Raw genomic sequence first — 19,712 nt, forward strand, 5'->3', positions numbered from 1 at the left:
TCAGCCGAACCGGTTCGGCCCGCGCGTACCGCGCTGTACCATGAACACGAAGAGCGCGATGCCCCAGACCAGCATCACGATCCCCCAGATCGCGAGAAGCGCTGCGGACATGCCCGCCATGGCTGCCGGGTCCTGCACGCCGTAGGACATGACCGTCAGCCCGATCACGATGCCGCCGAACACGCTCGCTAGAAGGTAGCCGCCGACCCACCAGCCCGAGCGGTCGGTGTCGTGCAGGCGTCGAACCTGCGCCGAGATCGATGGAAGGAACGTCGCGATGGAAATCACTGCGCTGATCGCCGTGCCGTCCTCGCCCATCGAGCCTTCGGCCATGGCGCCGATGATGCTCGCCAGCATGACGAAGAGCGCGAACCACCAGTATTCCGAACGGCTCGCCCGACCCTTGAAGGTCGCGTATTTCCGGAAACAGACCTTGATCGCCTCGACGAAGCTGCGCGAGGGGGCCCCCTCGTAAAGCCCGTCCGAGCCGATCCCGCGCTGCGTCCGGTCGCGTTCGATCGAGGCGTCGGCATAGGCACGCGGATCGGCGGAGGAAAGCTTGCCCTCCTGCTGATGGCGCTGTGCGATGCGGGCGGCGTAATTCGTCGCGCCGCTATGCGGATCGGTGCCGGTTGCCGAGGTGTCGGGCGGCCGCCGGAAGAAGTGATCGCCCGCAGGCTCCCATCCCTCCATTCCGTCTTGCCAAACCATAGTTTCGGGCTTGATACGACCTCCCCGCACCATATCCATCATATGTTCCGGGGGGAACGGGCCGACGGGATCCTTCCCATCGGCGTAATACCACTGCTCTGCCACGGCCTGCCTCGTTCACTGTCGGTCGTCGACCCGTCTCACACGGAGTTTATTTGAGTGTGAGCTTAGGGTAAGGGAGAGCCGAGCGACAAGCGCGGAGGACCAAATGACCAAGAAAATCGCGATTCTGGGCGCGTCGGGCTATACCGGCGCCGAACTCGTCCGGCTGATCGCCACCCATCCGAACATGGACATCGTGGCCCTCTCGGGCGAGCGTAAGGCGGGCATGGCAATGGGTGACGTGTTCCCGCATCTGCGCCATCTGGGCCTGCCGGATCTGGTGAAAATCGAAGAGATCGACTTCTCGAATGTCGATCTGGCCTTCTGCGCACTGCCGCATGCGACTTCGCAGGCAGTCATCAAGGAGCTGCCGCGCGATCTGAAGATCGTCGACCTCTCGGCCGATTTCCGGCTGCGCGATCCTGCGGAATACGAGAAGTGGTACGGCAAGCCTCATGCTGCGGTCGAGCTGCAAAAAGAGGCGGTCTACGGGCTGACCGAGTTCTACCGCGATGCGATTCGCGAAGCGCGACTGGTGGCGGGCACGGGCTGCAATGCCGCTGCGGGCCAATTTGCGATCCGTCCGCTGATCGAAGCTGGCGTGATCGATCTCGACGACATCATCCTCGATCTGAAGAACGGTGTCTCCGGTGCGGGCCGGTCGCTGAAGGAAAACCTGCTGCACGCAGAGCTGTCGGGCGGTGTCGCGCCCTATTCGCAGGGCGGCAAGCACCGTCACTTGGGTGAATTCGATCAGGAATTCAGCGCCTTGGCGGGCCGCCCCGTGTTGGTGCAGTTCACCCCGCATCTGGCGCCGTTCAATCGCGGCATCCTTGCCTCCGCCTATGTGAAGGGCGAGCCCGAGGCCGTCTACAAGGCGCTGGCCGACCGCTATGCGGAAGAAACCTTCATCGAAATGCTACCTTTCGGCGCAGTTCCGTCCACCAGGTCTGTAACTGGCTCCAATTATGCCCATATTGGTGTATCAGGAGACAGAATTCCCGGGCGCGCGCTCGTGGTCGTCGCGATCGACAACCTCTGCAAGGGGTCGTCGGGACAGGCGATCCAGAACGCGAACCTGATGCTCGGGCTGGAGGAAAGCGAAGGGCTGATGCTCGCCCCCGTCTTCCCTTGATCCGCGTCAATGGCAAGGCCGGCGCGGTGAGGTAGACGAAACGGCATCTCAGGAGGCGAAGAGATGAAGAGTCTGAAGAAGAAACGTCGTATCCAGGTGCTCAGCGTGGCTGCGCTGGCCTTGGTGATCGCGACCGGCACGATCGGGTACTCGATGCGGAGCGGCATCAACTTCTTCCGTGCACCTTCGCAGCTTGCCACCGAACCGCCGCAGCCCGGGGAAGTCTTCCGTCTCGGCGGGCTGGTCGAGAAAGGCTCGCTCAAGCGCGGTCAGGGCGAGGTCATCGAATTCAAGGTCACCGATGGCGGCGCGACCGTCCCGGTGAAATTCGCGGGCGTCCTGCCGGACCTCTTCAAAGAGGGACAGGGCATGATCGGCACAGGGAAGATGGAAGGGGATACGTTCGTGGCCTCGGAAATCCTCGCCAAGCATGACGAGAACTACATGCCCAAGGAAGTCGTCGACGCGCTGAAGGAGCAGGGCGTCTACGAGGGCCCGTCCTCCTGATCCCCACCCCGGCGAACGCTCGCTTGCAGCACTGTTAACCGCACGGCCCGAGCCTGCCTGACGTTGTCATCAACGGAGGCAGGCCATGAAATCGGTCACCCAGATCGCGGCGGAGATCGTCGCGCGCGAAGGCGGTTACGTCGATGATCCGGACGATCCGGGCGGTGCGACCAAGCACGGCGTCACGCTCGGAACCCTGCGCCGGTTGGGGCGCGATCTGACCGGCGATGGCCGGGTGGACGAGATGGATGTCCGCGCGCTCGACCCCGCGCAGGCTGCCGAGATTTTCATCGAGCATTACTACAAGGGTCCGCGTATCGACCGGCTGCCACCCTCGGTGCAGGCCTCGGTCTTCGACATGTATGTGAATGCAGGCGGCAATGCGGTGGTGATCCTGCAGCGTCTGCTGGGCGACATGGGTCAGCGTGTCGTGGTCGACGGGATCATCGGCCCGCAGACCATCGCGGCCGCCGAACTCGCAGATGCGGCCGCGCCCGGCTATTTCGCCGATGCCTACGGGATCGCGCGGCGCAATTACTACTACCGGCTCGCCGATGCGCGCCCCGCCAGCCGCAAATACGCCACGACACGAGCGGGCGCGAAGGGCGGCTGGATCCGCCGCGCCGAGGAATTCATTTCCCCACGCTTTCACCTAACCGAGGGCGAGCATCGCAAGCGGGTGGCGAAATGGGTGTGATCGAAAAACTGCTCGGCGGTGCGGGCACGGTGATGGCAGCAGGCGAGGCCGCCAGTTCGGTGGCGGAGGTCTTCGTGCCCAATGCCACGAAGAAGCTCGAGGCTGCGCAGGCCGCCTACCTTGCGGCGCTGCAGGAACACGGCGCCGAGTTCGAATATATCCGACCCGGTCGCTTCGATCGCATCGTGAACGGCCTCAACCGTCTGCCGCGCCCGGTGCTCGCTTTCGGGATCGTGGGGCTCTTCGTCTATGCGATGCTCGACCCGGTCGGCTTCGCGCAACGGATGGTGGGCCTAGGCTACGTACCCGAGCCGCTTTGGTGGCTTTTGGGCGCGGTGGTCAGTTTCTATTTCGGCGCGCGCGAGGCGCATTATTTCCGGATGAAGAAGGTGCCGGCGGTGCCTCCCGCAGAGCTCGCGACTCCTCCGGATGAGGAAAACGCGGCGCTTTCGGCGTGGCGGTCTGGCGAGAAACAGAACGGATAGGGGGCGCTGCCCCCGCGCCCAGCGGGACCTCCCCCGGGATATTTCGAACGAGCGAAGACGAGCGCGGTGTCCGTCTTCGCTTTTGCCCAAAGATCCCGGGATGAATTCGCGAAAGCTTAGAGGGGCAGCGCCCCTGATGGCCTCAGTCGCGGGTGCCCGCGAACCGCTCCTGCCACTCTTCGCGCTCTTCATCCGTAATCTTACGGAAGAGCACCTCGGGCGTGGTGTAGGCATGGCCCGCGGGCAGCGCCTCTAGCGCGGTCTTCACATCGCCCGGCCAGTCGCGATCCTCGTCGCCCATCGCCTCGAGCATGATCTTCGCCGCATCGGGAATGAAGGGCGCCGAGAGCACCGCGTAGATCGGGATAAGGTTCAGCGCGAGCCTTGCGATGGCTGCCGCCTGATCGGGATCGGTCTTGAACACCGACCACGGTGCCGACGCCTGCAGGTATTCGTTGCCCGCGACCCAGATCCCGCGCAGCTCCATCGCCGCCTTGCGGATATCCTTCTCTTCCATATGCGTCTCGTAGGCGCGGATGCGGGTGGTCAGCTCCTCGATCAGCGCCGCTTCCTGCTCGCCCCAGCTGCCGCCTTCGGGGATCGCTTCGCCGAATTTCGAGCGGGTGAACTTGGTGATACGGCTGACGAAGTTGCCCAGCACGTCGGCAAGGTCCTTGTTCGCCGAGACCTGGAAATTCTCCCAGGTGAATTCGGCATCCGCGCTTTCGGGCGCGTGGGACAGAAGCCACCAGCGCCAGTAATCGGCGGGCAAAAGTTCCAGCGCCTGATCCATGAAGACGCCGCGACCGCGCGAGGTCGAGAACTGGCCGCCATCGTAGTTCAGGTAATTGAACGACTTGATGTAATCGACGAGCTTCCACGGCTCGCCCGAGCCGAGGATCGTCGCGGGGAACGAGAGCGTGTGGAAGGGCACGTTATCCTTGCCCATGAACTGGGTGTAGGTCACGTCCTCCGCACCCTTGTCGGTGCGCCACCAGCGCTCCCAATCGCCGCCCGTCTTCTCGGTCCATTCCTCGGTCGCGGCGATATATTCGATCGGCGCGTCGAACCAGACGTAGAAGACCTTGCCTTCCATGCCCGACCACGGCGCGCCTTGGAATTGCGCGGGCACGCCCCAGCTGAGATCGCGAGTGATGCCGCGATCCTGCAGCCCATCGCCGTCATGGAGCCATTTCTTCGCGATCGAGGTGGTCAGCACCGGCCAGTCGGTCTTGCTGTCGATCCACGCATCGAGCTGATCTTTCATCGCCGACTGGCGCAGGAAGAGGTGCTTGGTCTCGCGCATCTCCAGATCGGTCGAACCCGAGATCGTCGAATGCGGGTTGATCAGGTCGACCGGATCGAGCTGCTTGGTGCAGTTGTCGCATTGGTCGCCGCGCGCGCTCTCGAAGCCGCAATTGGGGCAGGTGCCCTCGATATAGCGATCCGGCAGGAAGCGCCCGTCGGCCTTGGAATACATCTGGGTTTCCGAGACTTCACGGATCAGCCCGGCCTCGGCCAGCTTCACGGCGAAATGCTGCGTCAGGCGATGGTTCTGCGGGCTCGACGAGCGCCCGAAGTGATCGAAGCTGAGGCGGAAGCCTTCCGCGATCTTCGCCTGCACCTCGTGCATCTCGGCGCAATACTCGGCGACCGGCTTGCCCGCTTTCGCTGCGGCCAGTTCGGCGGGGGTGCCGTGCTCGTCGGTGGCGCAGATGAACATCACCTCGTTGCCTCGCGCGCGCTGGTAGCGGGCGAAGAGATCAGCCGGCAGCTGCGAGCCCACGAGATTGCCGAGGTGCTTGATGCCGTTGATATAGGGAATGGCCGAGGTAATGAGATGGCGCGCCATGTAGGACCCTCTTGCTGTGGAGCGTTTGGGCGCGGGTTTACTAGGGAATCATGCGAAGGGCTAGGGGGGAGCGCCGAGACGCGCCCGCTTGCGGCCTTGCGATCAGTCGAGGGTGTAGACCTTGCCGATTGCGCCATCGGTTTCGCGCCATGTCTCGGTGCCGGCGCGCTGATAAAAGGCGAGTGCAAAGAGGGCGCGCGCGTCCAAGACTTGCTTTTGCGCGGGTGGCGTCGATAGTCGGGGCGAGAGTGCAAAAGCGTGGGGGGCAGGCGGTGCTGATACATGCCGGAGACGATCGGAGCGTTTCGATCGACCTCGCGCTGGCGGTCTGGCTGTCGCTGGTCGCGGGTGCGGTGAATGCGGCCGGGTTCCGGGCGCTCGGCTATTTCTCGGCCAACATGACCGGGAATGTCTCGACCGCGACCGACCTGCTCGCGCTGGGGCGGTTCGGCACGGCGATCTGGTTCCTGCTGCTGCTTCTGGCTTTCGTCTTCGGCGCCTTTGCGTCTGGCGTGCTGATCGACGTGGGGCAGCGCCGGCGGTTGCACGGGATCTACGCGCTGTCGATCCTTCTGGAAGCTGGACTGCTGATCGTGCTGACGATCCTGGACATGGTCTGGGCCGCGGCGATGAGCGAGCATCTGATGATGATCGGCCTCAGCTTCCTGATGGGGCTGCAGAACGCGGCGAGCACGAAAATCTCGGACGGGCGGGTGCGCACAAGCCATGTGTCCGGCATCGCGACCGATCTGGGGCTGGAGCTTGCGGCGCTATTGCCGGGCGCGCGCGATGCGGAAACCAGGCAGGTGCTGCGATCGCGGCTCCTGCTGCATGTCGCGACGCTGTGTTCCTTCTTCGCGGGCGGCATCGCAGGCGTGCTGGGATATGAGCGGATCGGCCCGATGGTCTTCGCGCTGGCGGCGGCGCTGCTGATCGTCATCGCCGTACCGGAACTGCGCAAGGTCTATCGCGGGGGGCGGTGACCCTCGCGGCTATGCACATGACGACACACATGAAAAAGGGCGCCCGCGAGGCGCCCTTTTCCGTAACAGTCATGCAGCTCAGGCTTAGAAGCCGAGGCCGGCATACTTGTTCTTGAACTTCGACACGCGGCCACCGGTGTCCATGAGGCGCGACGAACCGCCGTTCCACGCCGGGTGCGAGGTCGGGTCGATGTCGAGGGTGAGGGTGTCGCCCTCGGAGCCCCAGGTCGAGCGGGTCTGGTATTCGGTCCCGTCGGTCATCTTGACGGTGATCGTGTGGTAGTCGGGATGGGTTTCGGCTTTCATCGTCCCGCTCCTTATTTCGCAGCTTTGGGCTTGTAGTGGGTGTCTTCGGCGATACGAGCCGACTTACCGCGACGGGCGCGCAGGTAGTACAGCTTGGCGCGACGCACGCGGCCACGGCGGACCACTTCGATCGAGTCGATGTTGGTCGAATACAGCGGGAACACACGCTCCACGCCCTCGCCGAAGGAGATCTTGCGCACGGTGAACGAAGCCGCCAGCGTGTCGCCGCCCTTGCGCGAGATGCAGACGCCTTCATAGGCCTGCACGCGCGAACGGGTGCCTTCGGTCACTTTGTAGCCGACGCGAATGGTGTCACCGGCTTTGAAATCCGGGATGGTCTTGTTGAGCTCGGCGATTTGTTCCGCCTCGAGCTGTGCGATCAGGTTCATCGCAACGTCCTTTCACATGCTCACGGTTTGTCCCGTGAAGGTTTCGCCGCCTCAGAGCTCCGCGTCTTCATCGGGTCCGCTCGCCTTTTCAGGGTCGCGCCCGCGGGAGATTTCAGGTCGTCTTTCGCTTTTTGCGCCCTTCGCCGGTGCCGTGACGCGGACCGAAGAAGGCTCCGCTTGGCGACAGCAAAAGGGTCCGAGGGCCGATTCCGGCTCCGGACCCGCGCGTATTACGGGGAAATGGGTAACGGATCAAGGGGGAAGTGGGGGTGGCGAGGTTCGCTATGCGGACGAGGCGAACATCTGGTATCATTTGAGAACCTGAGGTTCGACGGACCTAGGCGCCTGCGAAAATCTGATTGGAAAGCAAACAAAAGCCGGGAGGAACATACAGTGCAACCAAAAGGACTTATCTTGCTTGTATGCGTGCTACCAATCGCAGCGGTCGGTTGTACGCCATCCCTGAATTCCGGCCCTGTGATAATAGGCTCGACAGCCACCGGTGATCTAATGACGCCAGAGGCGGCGGAGTTGAAATGTCAGGAAATCGGGAAAAAATCTACACTTCGGATTACACAAAGCCGGACCGATAATGTCTGTATTTAGGTCTAGATTCAAAGTGTTGAGCCAAGGGGTGCGAGGCTTCTAGGTGCGCCTTGGCCTTCAACTGGCCCTCACTCCCCACGCTTCTCCCACAAATCCGGCCGTCGTTCCTGCGTGAGTTTCTCGCTCATTTCGCGGCGCCAGTCTTCGATCTTCTTGTGGTTGCCCGAGGTCAGCACTTCGGGGATCGAGCGGCCTTCCCATTCGGCGGGGCGGGTGTATTGGGGGTGCTCCAGCAATCCGCTGGAATGGCTTTCCTCCACCGCGCTCTCGGCATTGCCCAGAACGCCCGGCAGCAGCCGCACGGTGGCGTCGATCAGCACTTGGGCGGCCACCTCGCCACCCGTCAGGACGAAATCGCCGATCGAGACTTCCTCGACGCCGAAATGTTCAAGCACGCGCTCGTCCACGCCCTCGAAGCGACCGCAGAGAAGCGTCATGCCGTCGGCCTCTGCGAAGCGGCGCGCCATCTCCTGCGTCAGCGGCTTGCCGCGCGGCGAGAGATAGACGACCGGCCAGCGCGCGCGGTCGGGCGGCGTGCCGCGGGCGGCCTGCTTGAGCGCCTCGCCCACCACATCGGCGCGCAGCACCATCCCAGCGCCGCCGCCGGCGGGCGTGTCGTCGACGTTGCGGTGCTTGCCGATGCCGAAGGGGCGTAGGTCGATCGTCTCAAGCGCCCAGAGACCCAGATCGCGGGCGCGGCCCAGAAGGCTCAGACCCAGCGTGCCGGGGAAGGCTTCGGGGAAGAGCGTGACGATCTTCGCGGTCCACGCGCCTTTCAGCCGCAGCGGCTCGTCCATCAGCGAGCTGGGCTTGCGCGTCGGCGAGATCGTCAGGCGGCCATGCGACTTGGTCGCGAGCTTGGGTTTGTCGTCACTCATCGGATTTCGCCTCTGCCTCTTCGCGCCATGCCGCTCGCAATATGGCGCGCTTTTTCTCTTTTGTGGCATCGCGCGGCAACCCTTCGGCGTTGATCGCGGCGAGTTGGTCGGCCAGCGCCGCCCGATCCACCCGCCGCGGGCGCGCGTTGGCCGTGGTCCCGACGCCAAGCGACGCGCGAATTTCGGGGGGCACGCCCATCAGATCAAGAAGCGGCGTCAGCGGGCCGTGAGGATTATCGCGGGCTTCGTCGAGCATGACCCAGTTCACCGGGAAAGGTGCCACGGCGCTTACGATCTCACGCAGAACAGGGGCGAGATCGAAGCCCGACAGTCGGGTGCGGAAGGTGTCGAGCGAGTCCGTCAGCATGCCGCTGCGCACGTGCTGCCAATGCAGGCTGTCGATCCATGCGGTCTTCTCGCGGGTGGTCAGAAACAGCTGCAACTCCAACGCGTCTTCGTATTTCGCGCGGAACATCTCGGCCAGCGCGCCCATCAGGGCTGGCGTTGCGGAATAGTCCAGCACGCCATCGCGCCCCGGCATGTGGCCTGCGAGCCCTTCGATCGAGATCACGGCTTGCCTGGTGTCTTCGGGGAGGGCATCGGCCCAACTGGCGAGCGCGGCCTGATAGAGCCCCAACTCGAACGGGTCCTGCGTCAGCGAATAGGCACGGGCGGCGGCGGCCGCGTCGGGAATGTCTTCGCGCTGCGCAATTACCCAATCGGGCAGATGGGCGCTGACTTCGCGCAGTCCGGTCTGGATCGTGGAGGTGCCGGTCTTGTGAAAGCCCGGATGGACGATCACACGCATCCGATTACAGATCCTCGGGCGGATCGACGACGATACGCTGCGCGGCGAGATCCACGGTCGGCACGATGGCCTTGGTGAAGGGCAGTAGCAGCGCCTGTTTGCGCCCGGGCGCGTAGATTTCGAGAATGTCACCCGCGCCGTGATTGTGGACCGCGCGCACGGTGCCGATCTTGGCGCCGCCGGTGTCCACCACCGTCAGCCCGATCAGGTCGGCATGATAGAATTCGTCGTCAGGAAGCGAGGGCAGCTTGTCGCGGTCGGCCCAGAGGGTCGTGCCCCGCAGCGCATCGGCCTCTTCCTTCGTGGCCACGCCCGACAGCCGTGCGCCAAGCCCGTTCTTCAGTCCCCGCGTCAGCGTCACGTCGAACTGGCGTGCGCCGTCTTCGGTATAAAGCGGGGCATAGCCTGCGATATCCTCGGGTTCGGCGCAGAAACTCTTGAGGCGCACTTCGCCCTGCACGCCGAAAGCTCCGGCAATGGCACCCACGCAGACGCGTTCGGGTTGGGTCATGATGCGATCCTCTGTGCTAGATCGGATGGGGCAGGGGCCGGGCACATATCGCGCCCGGCCCACCAGCCATCCATAGCTGCCGATTATTCTTCGGCGGGTGCTTCTTCGGCGTTCGCCTCGGCGGCCTTGGCGGCACGCTGTTCGGCGCGCTCCTGGGCTTTCTTGCCGGGAACGGCTTTCTTCATGTTGGCGCGGGTCGCCTTGCTGCGCTCGCCAGCGGCTTCGAGGAAGCGCGCGATGCGGTCGGTCGGCTGTGCGCCCTGATCGAGCCAGTACTTCACGCGCTCGATGTTCATTTTTACGCGGTCTTCGCTGTCCTTCGGGAGCAGCGGGTTGTAGGTGCCCAGCTTCTCGAGGAAGCGGCCGTCACGCGGCATGCGCGAGTCGGTAGCGACGATCGAATAGAACGGACGCTTCTTGGAGCCCCCACGGGCGAGGCGGATTTTCATAGCCATGTCAGTTGTCTCCTTTGGATGGCTGGTGATGGGCCTGATGGCCCGTCATTTCTGGAATTTCTCGTGATGCCGGATCACTTCCGAAATCACGAAATTGAGGAACTTCTTCGCGAATTCCGGGTCGAGCCCGGAATCGCTCGCCAGCTTTTCGAGCCGGGCGATCTGCTTGGCCTCCCGATCGGGATCGGAGGGCGGAAGGTCGTGCTCTGCCTTCAGCTTGCCGACGGCCTGCGTCTGGGCAAAGCGTTCGGCAAGCGTGTAGATCATCACCGCATCGAGGCGGTCGATGCTGTCGCGATGTTCTTTCAGCAACTCAGCGGCACGGGTGGTTGCATCTCTCATGCGGCGGCCTCCTTCGGGGCGGGGTGGCGCCAGACGACGATCGGCGGCTCCCCGGGATAGGCGGCCTGCGGGTCGGGGCGCGCGCCCAGACGCTCGGCCAGCGCGGTCGAACGGGTGTTGTTCGGGTCGATATAGCTGACAGCGGTGGACCATTTCAGGTCGCGGAACGCATGAGCGATCACCGCGCGCGCAGCCTCGGCCACGTAGCCCTTGCCCTCGGCCTCCTGCGACCAGACCGACCAAGCGATCTCGGCCTCGGGCCAGCTCTCTGGCATCCAGGGGCCGAGCGCCCCGAAACCCTGATCCGAGCCGCGCTCGGTCATCACGAACATGCCCCAGCCGCGCAGGACCCAATGGCCGGCGATCGCCGCGAAGCTGCGCCATGCGGCTTCGGGGGTCGGCTCTTTCACCGGACGAAACCAGTGGCTGCGCTCGGACATGTAGAAATCGCGCCATGCCGCCCAATCCGCAGCCTTCGGGGCGCGGAGCACGAGACGCTCGGTCTCGAGAACAGGCGTGGAGGACAGCGCGACGGTCATCTCGATCACTTCTTCTTGCCGAAGCCCGACAGGCCCGGCGGCAACGCGCCGCCCAGACCGGGCATGCCGCCCTTTGGCATCTTGCCGCCCATCGCCTTGGCGGCGGCTTCGACCTCGGACGGATTCATGTTTGCCAGATCCGGCGCGCCGCCGCCTTTGCCGCCCATCATCTTCATCGCCTGTTTCATCATGCCGCCCTTGCCCATCTTCGAGAGCTTCTTCATCGAGTCGGACATCTGTCGATGCATCTTCAGCAGCTTGTTGAGATCGGACACTTCGAGGCCCGCGCCCGCCGCGATCCTCTTCTTGCGGCTCGCCTGAAGGATCTGCGGGTTGGCGCGCTCCTTCTTGGTCATCGAGTTGATGAGCGCGATCTGGTGGCTGATCGTCTTGTCATTCAGCCCGGCGTCTTCCGCCTGCTTGGCGTATTTCGACATGCCCGGCATCATGCCCATGACGCCCTGCATCCCGCCCATCTTGATCATCTGCTCAAGCTGGTTCTTCATGTCGTTCATGTTGAACAGGCCCTTCTGGAAGCGCTTGGCCATGCGCTCCGCCTGTTCCTGTTCCAGCGTTTCCTGCGCGCGCTCCACGAGGGCGACGATGTCGCCCATGCCGAGGATGCGGCCCGCGATACGCTCGGCCTCGAAGGTCTCGAGCGCGTCCATTTTCTCGCCCAGACCCACGAAGCGGATCGGCTTGCCGGTGACCGCGCGCATCGAGAGCGCCGCACCACCACGACCGTCGCCGTCCATCCGGGTCAGCACGACGCCCGAGACGCCGACCTTCTCGTCGAACTCGGTCGCGACGTTCACGGCATCCTGACCGGTCAGGCCATCGACGACGAGGAGCGTCTCACGCGGGTTTGCGACATCGCGCACCGCCTGAACCTCGTCCATCAGCACTTCGTCGATATGCAGACGGCCCGCCGTGTCGAGCATGTAGACGTCATAGCCGCCGAGCGTCGCTTGCTGCTTGGCGCGCTTGGCGATCTGCACGGCGCTTTCGCCCTTCACGATCGGCAGCGTGTCGACACCGATCTGGGTGCCGAGGATCTGCAGCTGCTCCATTGCCGCCGGGCGGTTGGTGTCGAGCGACGCCATCAGCACGCGCTTGTGCTCGCGGTCCTTGAGACGCTTGGCGAGCTTGGCGGTGGTGGTGGTCTTACCAGAGCCCTGCAGACCGACCATCAGGATCGGCGCGGGCGGGTTGTCGATCTTCAGCGCATCGGCGGGCTCTTCGCCCGCGAGCATCTTGATCAGCTCGTCATGAACGATCTTGACGACCTGCTGGCCCGGCGTGACCGATTTGGTGACCGCGGCGCCGGTGGCCTTGCCCTCGACCGATTTGATGAACTGACGGGCGACCGGCAGAGAAACGTCAGCTTCGAGAAGCGCGACGCGCACTTCGCGCATGGCCGTTTTCACGTCATCGGCGGAAAGCGCACCTTGTTTGGTCAGCCGGTCGAAGACGCCGCCTAGGCGCTCGGATAGACTTTCGAACATGGGCCACCCTCCTGTGATTGGGGCCGGGACAAACGACAAGCGCACCAGTGGGCGCAACGCGCTGACTGGTGGCGATCCCGACCTCATGCCGGGACCGGAGGGATTCGTCCTCCGGGGAAATCTCGCGTGAACTATGACAAAGGCCCCGCGGAGTCAACCACGGGGCCATTCGGGGGAGGTAGGGAACGTCTTTGCAGGCTGGGGGATCAGGCTGCCAGCTCGATGATCTGGGTCTCTGCCTTGGCGATCGCCGCCGCCTCGTCGAGGTTCACGCCTTCGGCTGCGACCACGGTCACGTCGGTGATGCCGATGAAGCCCAGAACCTGCTTGATGTAGGGCGTCGCGAAATCGAAGGCGGAGCCCTGCGGCACGCCGCCCGAGGAGTAGGCGATGATGACGCGCTTCGGGCCGGCGAGGCCTTCGGGGCCGGCATCGGTGTAGCGGAAGGTCTCGCCCACGCGGCAGACCATGTCGATCCAGTGCTTGAGCGGGCCGGTGACGCCGAAATTGTAGACGCCGCAGCCAATGACGATCGTGTCGGCGGCCTTGAGTTCGGCGATCAGCTCGTCGGACAGGGCGAGCAGTTCTTTCTGCTCGTCGCTGCGCTGGTCGGCCGGGGTATAGGCTGCGCCGATCCATGCACCGTCGATGGCGGGAATGGCGGTCGCGTCGCGGGCGGTGACGTCGCCGCCGATCCGCTCGACGATCTTGTCCGTGAGGCGTTTGGAGATCGACGCGTCGCCTTTGATGGAGCTGTCGATACGAAGGGTCTTGGTCATGGGGAGGACTCCGTAAAACGTGTTCGATGTGGGGTCGTGATTTTCGTTCTGCGCCTTACTTGTCCCTTGCAATCCAGAACGCAACGGGCATGATCGAGCAGATTATGTTCACGGGCGCACAGCATGAGCTTTGACAGTTGGGATGAAATCCGTACCGCGTTTCACGTGGCGCGGATCGGCACCGTTTCGGGTGCAGCGGAGGTTTTGGGCGTTCACCACGCGACGGTGATCCGCCATGTCGACGCGTTGGAAGACAAGCTGGGCACGAAGCTGTTCCAGCGCCATCCGCGCGGCTACACGCCGACCGAAGCGGGGCAGCAACTGCTCTCCGTGGGGCAGGCGACCGAGGACCAGTTCAGCCAACTCGCTGCCCGGATCGCGGGCGCGGGCGACGAAGTCACGGGCGAGCTGATCGTGACGTCGCTGACCGCGGTTTCGGTGCTGGTGCTGCCCGCGATGGAAAAGCTTCTGGGCGAATATCCCGGGCTGCGGCTGCGCTATCTGACCGATCAGCGCGTGTTCCGGCTGGAATATGGCGAGGCGCATGTCGCGATCCGCGCCGGCAACCGCCCGACCGAGCCCGACAACGTCGTGCAGTCGCTGGGCCGGATGCAGAATGCGCTCTATGCGAGCCACGCCTATGTCGAGCGCTTCGGGATTCCGCGCTCGAAGGAAGAACTCGCAAAGCATCGCTTCGTGTCGAACGACAACCGCGACAGCCGCGCGCCGTTCTACCGCTGGCTGCGCGACAACGTCCCCGACGAGCAGGTCGTGTTCCGCGCGAATGAGCACGAGAGCCAGGTCGATGCGATCAAGGCGGGTCTGGGCTTGGGCTTCCTGACCGTGCCGATGGGTCGCGCCGATCCGACGCTCGAAGAGGTGGTGAAGCCCTATGATACCTGGGACACCAACCTGTGGCTGGTGACCCATGTCGATCTGCACCGGACGCCGAAGGTTCAGGCCGCCGTGAAGGCGATCAAGGAACAGGCGGCGCGCTCGGACGGTCTGATCCTGAACTGAGCTATTCTGCGGCGTGCAGCCGCCGGACCGGAGCGGGCGCAGGCTCTGTCTCGTCGCGGGCCTTCCGGCGCCGGGCCACAGCCTTCGCGCCGAAATTGTCGCGCCCGTAGGCAAAGGCGAATTGCAGCGCGAGCCCGCCGAAGATCAGAATGCTGTCCTGCCAGATCCCGCCCGGATGTACCTGCTTCACCGTCTGGCCCGCGATCGCCAGCACCGTGCCGAGCGCGAAGATCGGCAGCGAGTGGCGGCCCAGCATCCGGATCGGCTCCAGCACGCGCGCCTCGGCGATGCGCGGGACGATCCCCGGCAGCGACAGGATGTAGGCGAGCGCCAGCAGGTGCGACAGGCGCGGCAGCGACACGAATGTCTTGTCGAAGCCCGCGATGAAGAAGGGCACGTTCCACTGGCGCAACTGCCAGACCGCGTGGCCAAAATTCTTAAGCATCCAGTCGTTGTGAATCCACACGAAGGTCAGTGCCAGCCAGCCCGCCGCAAGCGCGATGATCCAGCCTTTCACAGGCACGAGCCGCTTGCCTTGGCGCAGCGAAAGGCCCGTCAGGATGCCGAGGCTGAACACCAGTTGCCACGCCAGCGGGTTGAAGAACCAGCCGCCTTCCATCGGGTAGTTCGGCAGGTTCAGCCGGAACAGCCCCGTCGCCGCCCAAAGCCCGACCGAGGTCGCCAGCAGCGCCAATTTGCTGCGCTGACCGATCCGGATCAGCGCGGGCGCCATCAAGAGAAGCGCCATATACATCGGCAGGATGTTCACATAGCCGAGCTGGTGACCCAGCGTCGCGATCCCGATCAGGAAGCCAAACGGGTCGGTGCCGTAGATCTTCATCGCGTTCTTGGACAGCATCGCCTCGTTGCCCCAGAACTGCACGGCGGCCGAGACGATGGCGATCGCCCAGACGGCGGTCAGGATATGCACGAGATAGAGGAGCCACGCCCGGCCCCAGAGCCGCGACGTGCCTTCCCAGCTCAGCCCCTTGGCCAGCGCCGGACCGTAAGCCAGCGCGGCGGCAAGGCCGGACATGAAGACGAAACCCTCCGCCGCATCCGAGAAGCCCAGATTGCGGGAGGTGAAGTTCTCGTAGAGATTGCCCGGGATGTGATCGATATAGATCATCACCAGCGCGAGGCCGCGGAACAGGTCGATCCGCAGGTCGCGCCCGGGTTTCATCAGCGCGATGTTACGCATGTGCGGGGCTCCGGTGAGGGGCGTCCGCGAAACCGGCGCGGTCGCCCTCGGGGGCCGGGAAAGCGTTTTCCCAGCGGGTGAAGATCGCGTCGTGCAGACGCAGGATGCGCGGCGTGTCGATCTCGCTAGGCACCAGCATCAGCTGCGAGGCCGAGGGTTGCGACGACCACGAAATCAGCCACGGCGCGGCGATCATCGGCAGACCGACCGGCAGCAGCCAGAACAGCAGGCCGGGCGCGAGCCACCACGTGACGGCGAGGCCCGCAGCACCGATCGCGACGATCCACCACGCCGCGTTGAACCCGTCGGCCACGCTCAGCCGTCCGTCGCCGCGGTTGTTGGTGGGCCAGCCTCCATCCGCACCGAACAGTACCTGAAAGACCGAGCGCGTGGCGAAGGCCAGCAGCACCGGGGCCGTGAGCGAGGAGAAGAACAACTCGCTCAGCGTCGAGGCGAAGGCGAGGTTGCCGCCGCCGAAGCCGCGCGCCGTGCCGTTCATCGCGGCGCGCGCGGCGATCAACAGTTTCGGCACCAGCAGCAGGCCGAAGATGCCGATGGCGAGGCCGATCGCCTTCGAGGCCTCCGACGGCGGGAAATAGGGGAAGGGCCAATAGGGCTCGGGGAAGTAATCCGGCGGCGGCACGAACAGCGGTGCCGCGATGGAGGCCACGAGAAAGCCCAGCCAGAACAGCGGCGCGATATAGGCCATGATGCCCTGCGCAAAGACGAACCGCGACCAGCCACGCAGCCCCGGCGCGCCGATGATGCGCGCATGTTGCAGGTTGCCCTGACACCAGCGGCGGTCGCGCTTGGCGTGGTCGACGATGTTTTCGGGGCCTTCCTCGAAGGAGCCCTCCAGATCGTCGTCGAGCCGTACAAGCCAGCCGTTGCGCGCCAGAAGTGCCGCCTCGACATAGTCGTGGCTCATCACATGCCCGCCGAAGGGCGGTTGCCCCCTCAGCGCGGGCAGGCCGCAGCTTTCGGCGAAAGCGCGGGTGCGCACGATGGCGTTGTGGCCCCAGAACGGGCCGGTCTTGCCCTGCAGCATCGCCAGGCCACGCGCGAAGACGGGTGAGAAGAAGCTGGCCGAGAATTGCATCGCCCGAGCGAAGCGTGAGCGCCCCCGCACGACTTTCGGCAGGGTCTGCAGCAGGCCAAGGCGGGGCTCGGCCTCGATCCGACGGATCATCTGCAGGATCGTCTCGCCTTCCATCAGGCTGTCGGCATCGAGGATCAGCGCGAAATCATAGGCCGCGCCGGAACGGGTAATGAAATCCTCGATATTGCCCGCCTTCTTGCCCACGTTGTTGGTGCGGCGGCGATAGAAGAACCGGCCAAGCGCGTCGCGCTCTTCCACGAGATGGGCGAAGACCTGCAGTTCGCGATGGGCGATGTCGTCCTTGCGGGTGTCCGAGAGGATCGCGAAATGGACCTCCGCGTCGTCGTCGGTCGCGGCGAGCGAGGCATCCATCGCGGCCACGCGCGAGAAGGTGGAGACCGGGTCTTCGTTATAGACCGGCACCAGCACGACCGTGCGCCCTTGGATCCGCGCATGGGGGGCCACCCGCGGCGGTGGTTCTGCACGCGAAGTGAGGCCGATCAGTGCCTGCACAGCGCCCCAGGCGAGCCAGAGCGTCGAGATCAGGATCAGCAGCGCGCGCACCACGTCGAGCGTTTGCAGCCCATCGGCCTGCCCGAACTGGATGAACAGTACGAAGGCGCCGATGCCCGCAAGCGCTGCAAGCCCGAGCGCCAGAGCGCGCAGGCCGATCAGCAATGCGCCACGGGGGCGCGCTAGCGCGGACATGTCAGGTGCCTTCCCCGACCGGGCGGCGGGTCAGCATCCGGGCGAGCCGGGTACTCAGCCGAAGATCGGGTTCGATCTGTTGCGCAGGCATGGACATCGGGGCGACCGGCAGCGCGGCGGGCCCCTCAACGAGGTCTTCGGGGGACAGTCGGCGCAGGGCGCTCGGCTGGTCGGACAGCGCCGGCACAGCCGGCAGCTTCAGGTGTGATTTCATGCTTTGGTCCACTGATAGAGCCAAGTCTCGGATAGGTTCCGTCCAAAACCGGCTAGTGTCGCAGAGAGTTCCACCGGCGCTTCGCCATCGGCGGAAATATCCAGAACGAGACGCCAGACATTGTCCTGCTCGACCTTCGACAGGGCTTGAGTCACGATCTTGCCCTTGTTCGCGTGGGTGACCGGCTTGATCTCGTCGACAGCCGATGCGGGGAGGCGCGAAATCTCTCCGCCTTTGAAATCAATGACGAATTTCCGAGTTCCCTTGGTGTTCTCGACGCCCGACACGCCGCCGGTTCCGGCCCATGTCTGGTCGACATAGGCGCGTTGATCGCTCGGATCGGGGGGAAGGTCGCCCCATTCGAGGCGATAGGCGAATTCCAGCGCATCGCCTGCTTTTGCCGGAGCTTCGGGCACCCAGAACGCGACGATATTGTCGTTCACCTCGAGTTTCGAGGGAATCTCGACCAGGCGAACCATGCCCTTGCCCCAGTCGCCCTGCGGCGTGACGCGGACCGAGGGGCGACGCTCGTAACGGGCCGAAGCGTCCTGATAGTGATCGAACTCGCGCTCGCGCTGATAGAGACCGAAGCTTTTCGGCGCGCTCTCCGCGAAATAGGAGGAGGCGAGCGTGTCGGGATTCTGCAGCGGCCGCCACAGCTTGTCGCCATCGGCCTGCTCGATCGCCAGCCCGTCGCTGTCATGCACGCGCGGGCGGTAATCGTCGAAATCGTGCCGGTTGCGCGGTCCGTAGAGGAACATCGAGGTCAACGGCGCCACGCCGAGCTGCTGGATATCCTCGCGGATGAAGAGGCGTGCGGTCACGTCGACCGCGGTCGCCTCGCCGGGCGTGATGACGAACTTGTAGGCCCCCGTCAGCGAGGCCGAATGCATCTCTGCGAAGACGGTGATCGAGTTCGCGCCCGAGGTCGGCGTCTCGACCCAGAACTGAGTGAAGCGCGGGAATTCCTCGGCGACCGAGACGCCGGTATTCACCGCCAGCCCGCGCGCGGAGAGCCCGTAGGCCGAGCCGCGCCCGAGCGCGCGGAAATAGGATGCGCCCTGAAACGCGATCAACTCGTCCATGACATCGGGGCGGTTGATCGGCGTATTCAGCCGGAAGCCCGCGATGCCCGGCAGATCGGCATGTTCGGGGACGATCTTGCGCGCTTTGCTTTGATAGATGAAATCGTCGGTCGAGAAGGTCATCGGGCGCGCTTGCCCGTTCTCGACGCTGGAGAGATGCACCGGCTCCTTGAAGAGCCAGCCCAGATGGAAGGCCTGCAACTCGAAACGCGTGTCCTCGATATTCTCGAAGCGCGACTTGTCCGGGTCGAAGCGGATCATCCGGTAGCTGTCGTAATCCAGCTTGCTCAGGAAATCGGCCGAGCTGGTTTCCGGCGGGACAGCTTCGCCCTTGGCGGCTTTCTGCATCCGCGCCGCGAGATCGTCGAAGGAAAACGGCGATTGCTGCGGTGCGGCGGGAGCCGGGGCAGGGGCGGTCGAGGGCTCGGCCGGGGCGGCGCTATCTTGCGCGAGCGCATGGTTCGGCCAGCCTCCCGTCGCGCCGAGCGCGCCAAAAGCGGAACCGGCGGCGAGGAGCTGACGGCGGGAAAGGCGGGGCACTTGCACAGTGCGGGAATGAGACATCTGTTTCCCTGCGATTACAGTCGCTTCGCACGGCCTCACAAGGGCCGTGCTGCAATTTGCATATCCACATGACTTGAAAAACTGCAAGAGGCGAAGCGAGGCCGCTGGGGCGGACAGGGCCGAGCCATGCGATTCTCGCATAACACCGCCCATCCATGCATCGAAAAGCGCAATTTCCCGCCGATTCCGCGACATTTCCGCCGCAGATTGCTGCGCCTGCAAAGGGCGCCG

22 protein-coding genes are annotated in these 19,712 nt (G+C 64.5%); 6 read left to right on the top strand and 16 right to left on the bottom strand.

Going from position 1 to position 19,712, the window contains the following annotated elements:
• Positions 1 to 816: a DUF805 domain-containing protein gene (locus B6V76_RS15340; protein ID WP_141104931.1), complete on the bottom strand. Its 816-nt coding sequence runs from the start codon at positions 814 to 816 to the stop codon at positions 1 to 3.
• A gap of 103 nt (positions 817 to 919) precedes the next feature.
• Here B6V76_RS15340 and argC point away from each other — a divergent pair, with 103 nt between their 5' ends.
• The 4 genes from argC to B6V76_RS15360 all read left to right on the top strand — a co-directional run bounded on the left by argC (position 920) and on the right by B6V76_RS15360 (position 3,637).
• On the top strand, positions 920 to 1,948 hold the full coding sequence (gene argC / locus B6V76_RS15345; protein ID WP_088725563.1) for an N-acetyl-gamma-glutamyl-phosphate reductase: 1,029 nt from the start codon (positions 920 to 922) through the stop codon (positions 1,946 to 1,948).
• Between the two features lie 63 nt (positions 1,949 to 2,011).
• Positions 2,012 to 2,455, top strand: coding sequence for a cytochrome c maturation protein CcmE (ccmE, locus tag B6V76_RS15350; protein ID WP_078522044.1), 444 nt, complete (start codon positions 2,012 to 2,014; stop codon positions 2,453 to 2,455).
• A gap of 85 nt (positions 2,456 to 2,540) precedes the next feature.
• Positions 2,541 to 3,152: a holin-associated N-acetylmuramidase gene (locus tag B6V76_RS15355; RefSeq protein WP_088727856.1), complete on the top strand. Its 612-nt coding sequence runs from the start codon at positions 2,541 to 2,543 to the stop codon at positions 3,150 to 3,152.
• On the top strand, positions 3,143 to 3,637 hold the full coding sequence (locus B6V76_RS15360; protein ID WP_088727857.1) for a holin family protein: 495 nt from the start codon (positions 3,143 to 3,145) through the stop codon (positions 3,635 to 3,637). The genes B6V76_RS15355 and B6V76_RS15360 overlap by 10 nt, the downstream gene beginning before the upstream one ends.
• Positions 3,638 to 3,779: 142 nt before the next feature.
• Here B6V76_RS15360 and metG read toward each other — a convergent pair whose 3' ends face one another.
• Positions 3,780 to 5,489 carry a methionine--tRNA ligase gene (gene metG, locus B6V76_RS15365; RefSeq protein WP_088727858.1) on the bottom strand — a complete coding sequence of 570 codons (1,710 nt, stop codon included), beginning with the start codon at positions 5,487 to 5,489 and terminating at the stop codon, positions 3,780 to 3,782.
• A gap of 272 nt (positions 5,490 to 5,761) precedes the next feature.
• Between metG and B6V76_RS15370 the strand changes: the two genes are divergently transcribed.
• Complete coding sequence (locus tag B6V76_RS15370) at positions 5,762 to 6,472, top strand: YoaK family protein (RefSeq protein ID WP_075775804.1); 711 nt, start codon at positions 5,762 to 5,764, stop codon at positions 6,470 to 6,472.
• Between the two features lie 84 nt (positions 6,473 to 6,556).
• Here the strand turns inward: B6V76_RS15370 and rpmE are convergent, their stop codons facing one another.
• The 10 genes from rpmE to B6V76_RS15420 all read right to left on the bottom strand — a co-directional run bounded on the left by rpmE (position 6,557) and on the right by B6V76_RS15420 (position 13,590).
• The gene (gene rpmE / locus B6V76_RS15375; protein WP_078522037.1) at positions 6,557 to 6,778 is read right to left on the bottom strand and encodes a 50S ribosomal protein L31; all 222 of its coding nucleotides are present in this window, start codon (positions 6,776 to 6,778) and stop codon (positions 6,557 to 6,559) included.
• A gap of 11 nt (positions 6,779 to 6,789) precedes the next feature.
• Entirely contained in the window at positions 6,790 to 7,167 is a 378-nt protein-coding gene (gene rplS / locus B6V76_RS15380) for a 50S ribosomal protein L19 (protein WP_075775806.1), read from the bottom strand.
• A 674-nt stretch (positions 7,168 to 7,841) separates the two neighbouring features.
• Positions 7,842 to 8,651, bottom strand: coding sequence for a tRNA (guanosine(37)-N1)-methyltransferase TrmD (trmD, locus tag B6V76_RS15385; RefSeq protein ID WP_088727860.1), 810 nt, complete (start codon positions 8,649 to 8,651; stop codon positions 7,842 to 7,844).
• Positions 8,644 to 9,459: a hypothetical protein gene (locus tag B6V76_RS15390; RefSeq protein WP_088727861.1), complete on the bottom strand. Its 816-nt coding sequence runs from the start codon at positions 9,457 to 9,459 to the stop codon at positions 8,644 to 8,646. Before B6V76_RS15390 ends, trmD begins: the two co-directional genes overlap by 8 nt.
• Positions 9,460 to 9,463: 4 nt before the next feature.
• Positions 9,464 to 9,970, bottom strand: a complete 507-nt coding sequence (gene rimM / locus B6V76_RS15395; protein ID WP_075775809.1) for a ribosome maturation factor RimM — start codon at positions 9,968 to 9,970, stop codon at positions 9,464 to 9,466.
• An 83-nt stretch (positions 9,971 to 10,053) separates the two neighbouring features.
• The gene (gene rpsP, locus B6V76_RS15400; protein WP_075775810.1) at positions 10,054 to 10,425 is read right to left on the bottom strand and encodes a 30S ribosomal protein S16; all 372 of its coding nucleotides are present in this window, start codon (positions 10,423 to 10,425) and stop codon (positions 10,054 to 10,056) included.
• A gap of 45 nt (positions 10,426 to 10,470) precedes the next feature.
• Positions 10,471 to 10,767, bottom strand: a complete 297-nt coding sequence (locus tag B6V76_RS15405) for a chorismate mutase (protein ID WP_088727862.1) — start codon at positions 10,765 to 10,767, stop codon at positions 10,471 to 10,473.
• On the bottom strand, positions 10,764 to 11,306 hold the full coding sequence (locus B6V76_RS15410) for a GNAT family N-acetyltransferase (RefSeq protein WP_088725653.1): 543 nt from the start codon (positions 11,304 to 11,306) through the stop codon (positions 10,764 to 10,766). The genes B6V76_RS15405 and B6V76_RS15410 overlap by 4 nt, the downstream gene beginning before the upstream one ends.
• 5 nt (positions 11,307 to 11,311) lie before the next feature.
• Positions 11,312 to 12,811 (bottom strand): signal recognition particle protein, encoded by a 1,500-nt coding sequence (ffh, locus tag B6V76_RS15415; protein ID WP_088727863.1) that lies wholly within the window; start codon positions 12,809 to 12,811, stop codon positions 11,312 to 11,314.
• 206 nt (positions 12,812 to 13,017) lie between these two features.
• Complete coding sequence (locus tag B6V76_RS15420) at positions 13,018 to 13,590, bottom strand: NAD(P)H-dependent oxidoreductase (protein ID WP_075775813.1); 573 nt, start codon at positions 13,588 to 13,590, stop codon at positions 13,018 to 13,020.
• A gap of 123 nt (positions 13,591 to 13,713) precedes the next feature.
• Between B6V76_RS15420 and B6V76_RS15425 the strand changes: the two genes are divergently transcribed.
• Positions 13,714 to 14,610, top strand: a complete 897-nt coding sequence (locus B6V76_RS15425; RefSeq protein WP_075775814.1) for a LysR family transcriptional regulator — start codon at positions 13,714 to 13,716, stop codon at positions 14,608 to 14,610.
• A 1-nt stretch (position 14,611) separates the two neighbouring features.
• On the opposite strand, the gene B6V76_RS15430 is transcribed toward B6V76_RS15425, so the two are convergent.
• The 4 genes from B6V76_RS15430 to B6V76_RS15445 are packed head-to-tail and all read right to left on the bottom strand — an operon-like array spanning position 14,612 to position 19,481.
• Positions 14,612 to 15,811: an OpgC domain-containing protein gene (locus B6V76_RS15430; protein ID WP_088727864.1), complete on the bottom strand. Its 1,200-nt coding sequence runs from the start codon at positions 15,809 to 15,811 to the stop codon at positions 14,612 to 14,614.
• Complete coding sequence (mdoH, locus tag B6V76_RS15435) at positions 15,804 to 17,618, bottom strand: glucans biosynthesis glucosyltransferase MdoH (RefSeq protein WP_088727865.1); 1,815 nt, start codon at positions 17,616 to 17,618, stop codon at positions 15,804 to 15,806. Before mdoH ends, B6V76_RS15430 begins: the two co-directional genes overlap by 8 nt.
• Before the next feature lies 1 nt (position 17,619).
• Complete coding sequence (locus B6V76_RS15440) at positions 17,620 to 17,832, bottom strand: hypothetical protein (RefSeq protein ID WP_088727866.1); 213 nt, start codon at positions 17,830 to 17,832, stop codon at positions 17,620 to 17,622.
• On the bottom strand, positions 17,829 to 19,481 hold the full coding sequence (locus B6V76_RS15445; RefSeq protein ID WP_088720427.1) for a glucan biosynthesis protein G: 1,653 nt from the start codon (positions 19,479 to 19,481) through the stop codon (positions 17,829 to 17,831). The genes B6V76_RS15440 and B6V76_RS15445 overlap by 4 nt, the downstream gene beginning before the upstream one ends.
• Between the last annotated feature and the right edge of the window lie 231 nt (positions 19,482 to 19,712).

This window comes from Thioclava sp. IC9, from assembly GCF_002213225.1.
Classification (GTDB): domain Bacteria; phylum Pseudomonadota; class Alphaproteobacteria; order Rhodobacterales; family Rhodobacteraceae; genus Thioclava; species Thioclava nitratireducens.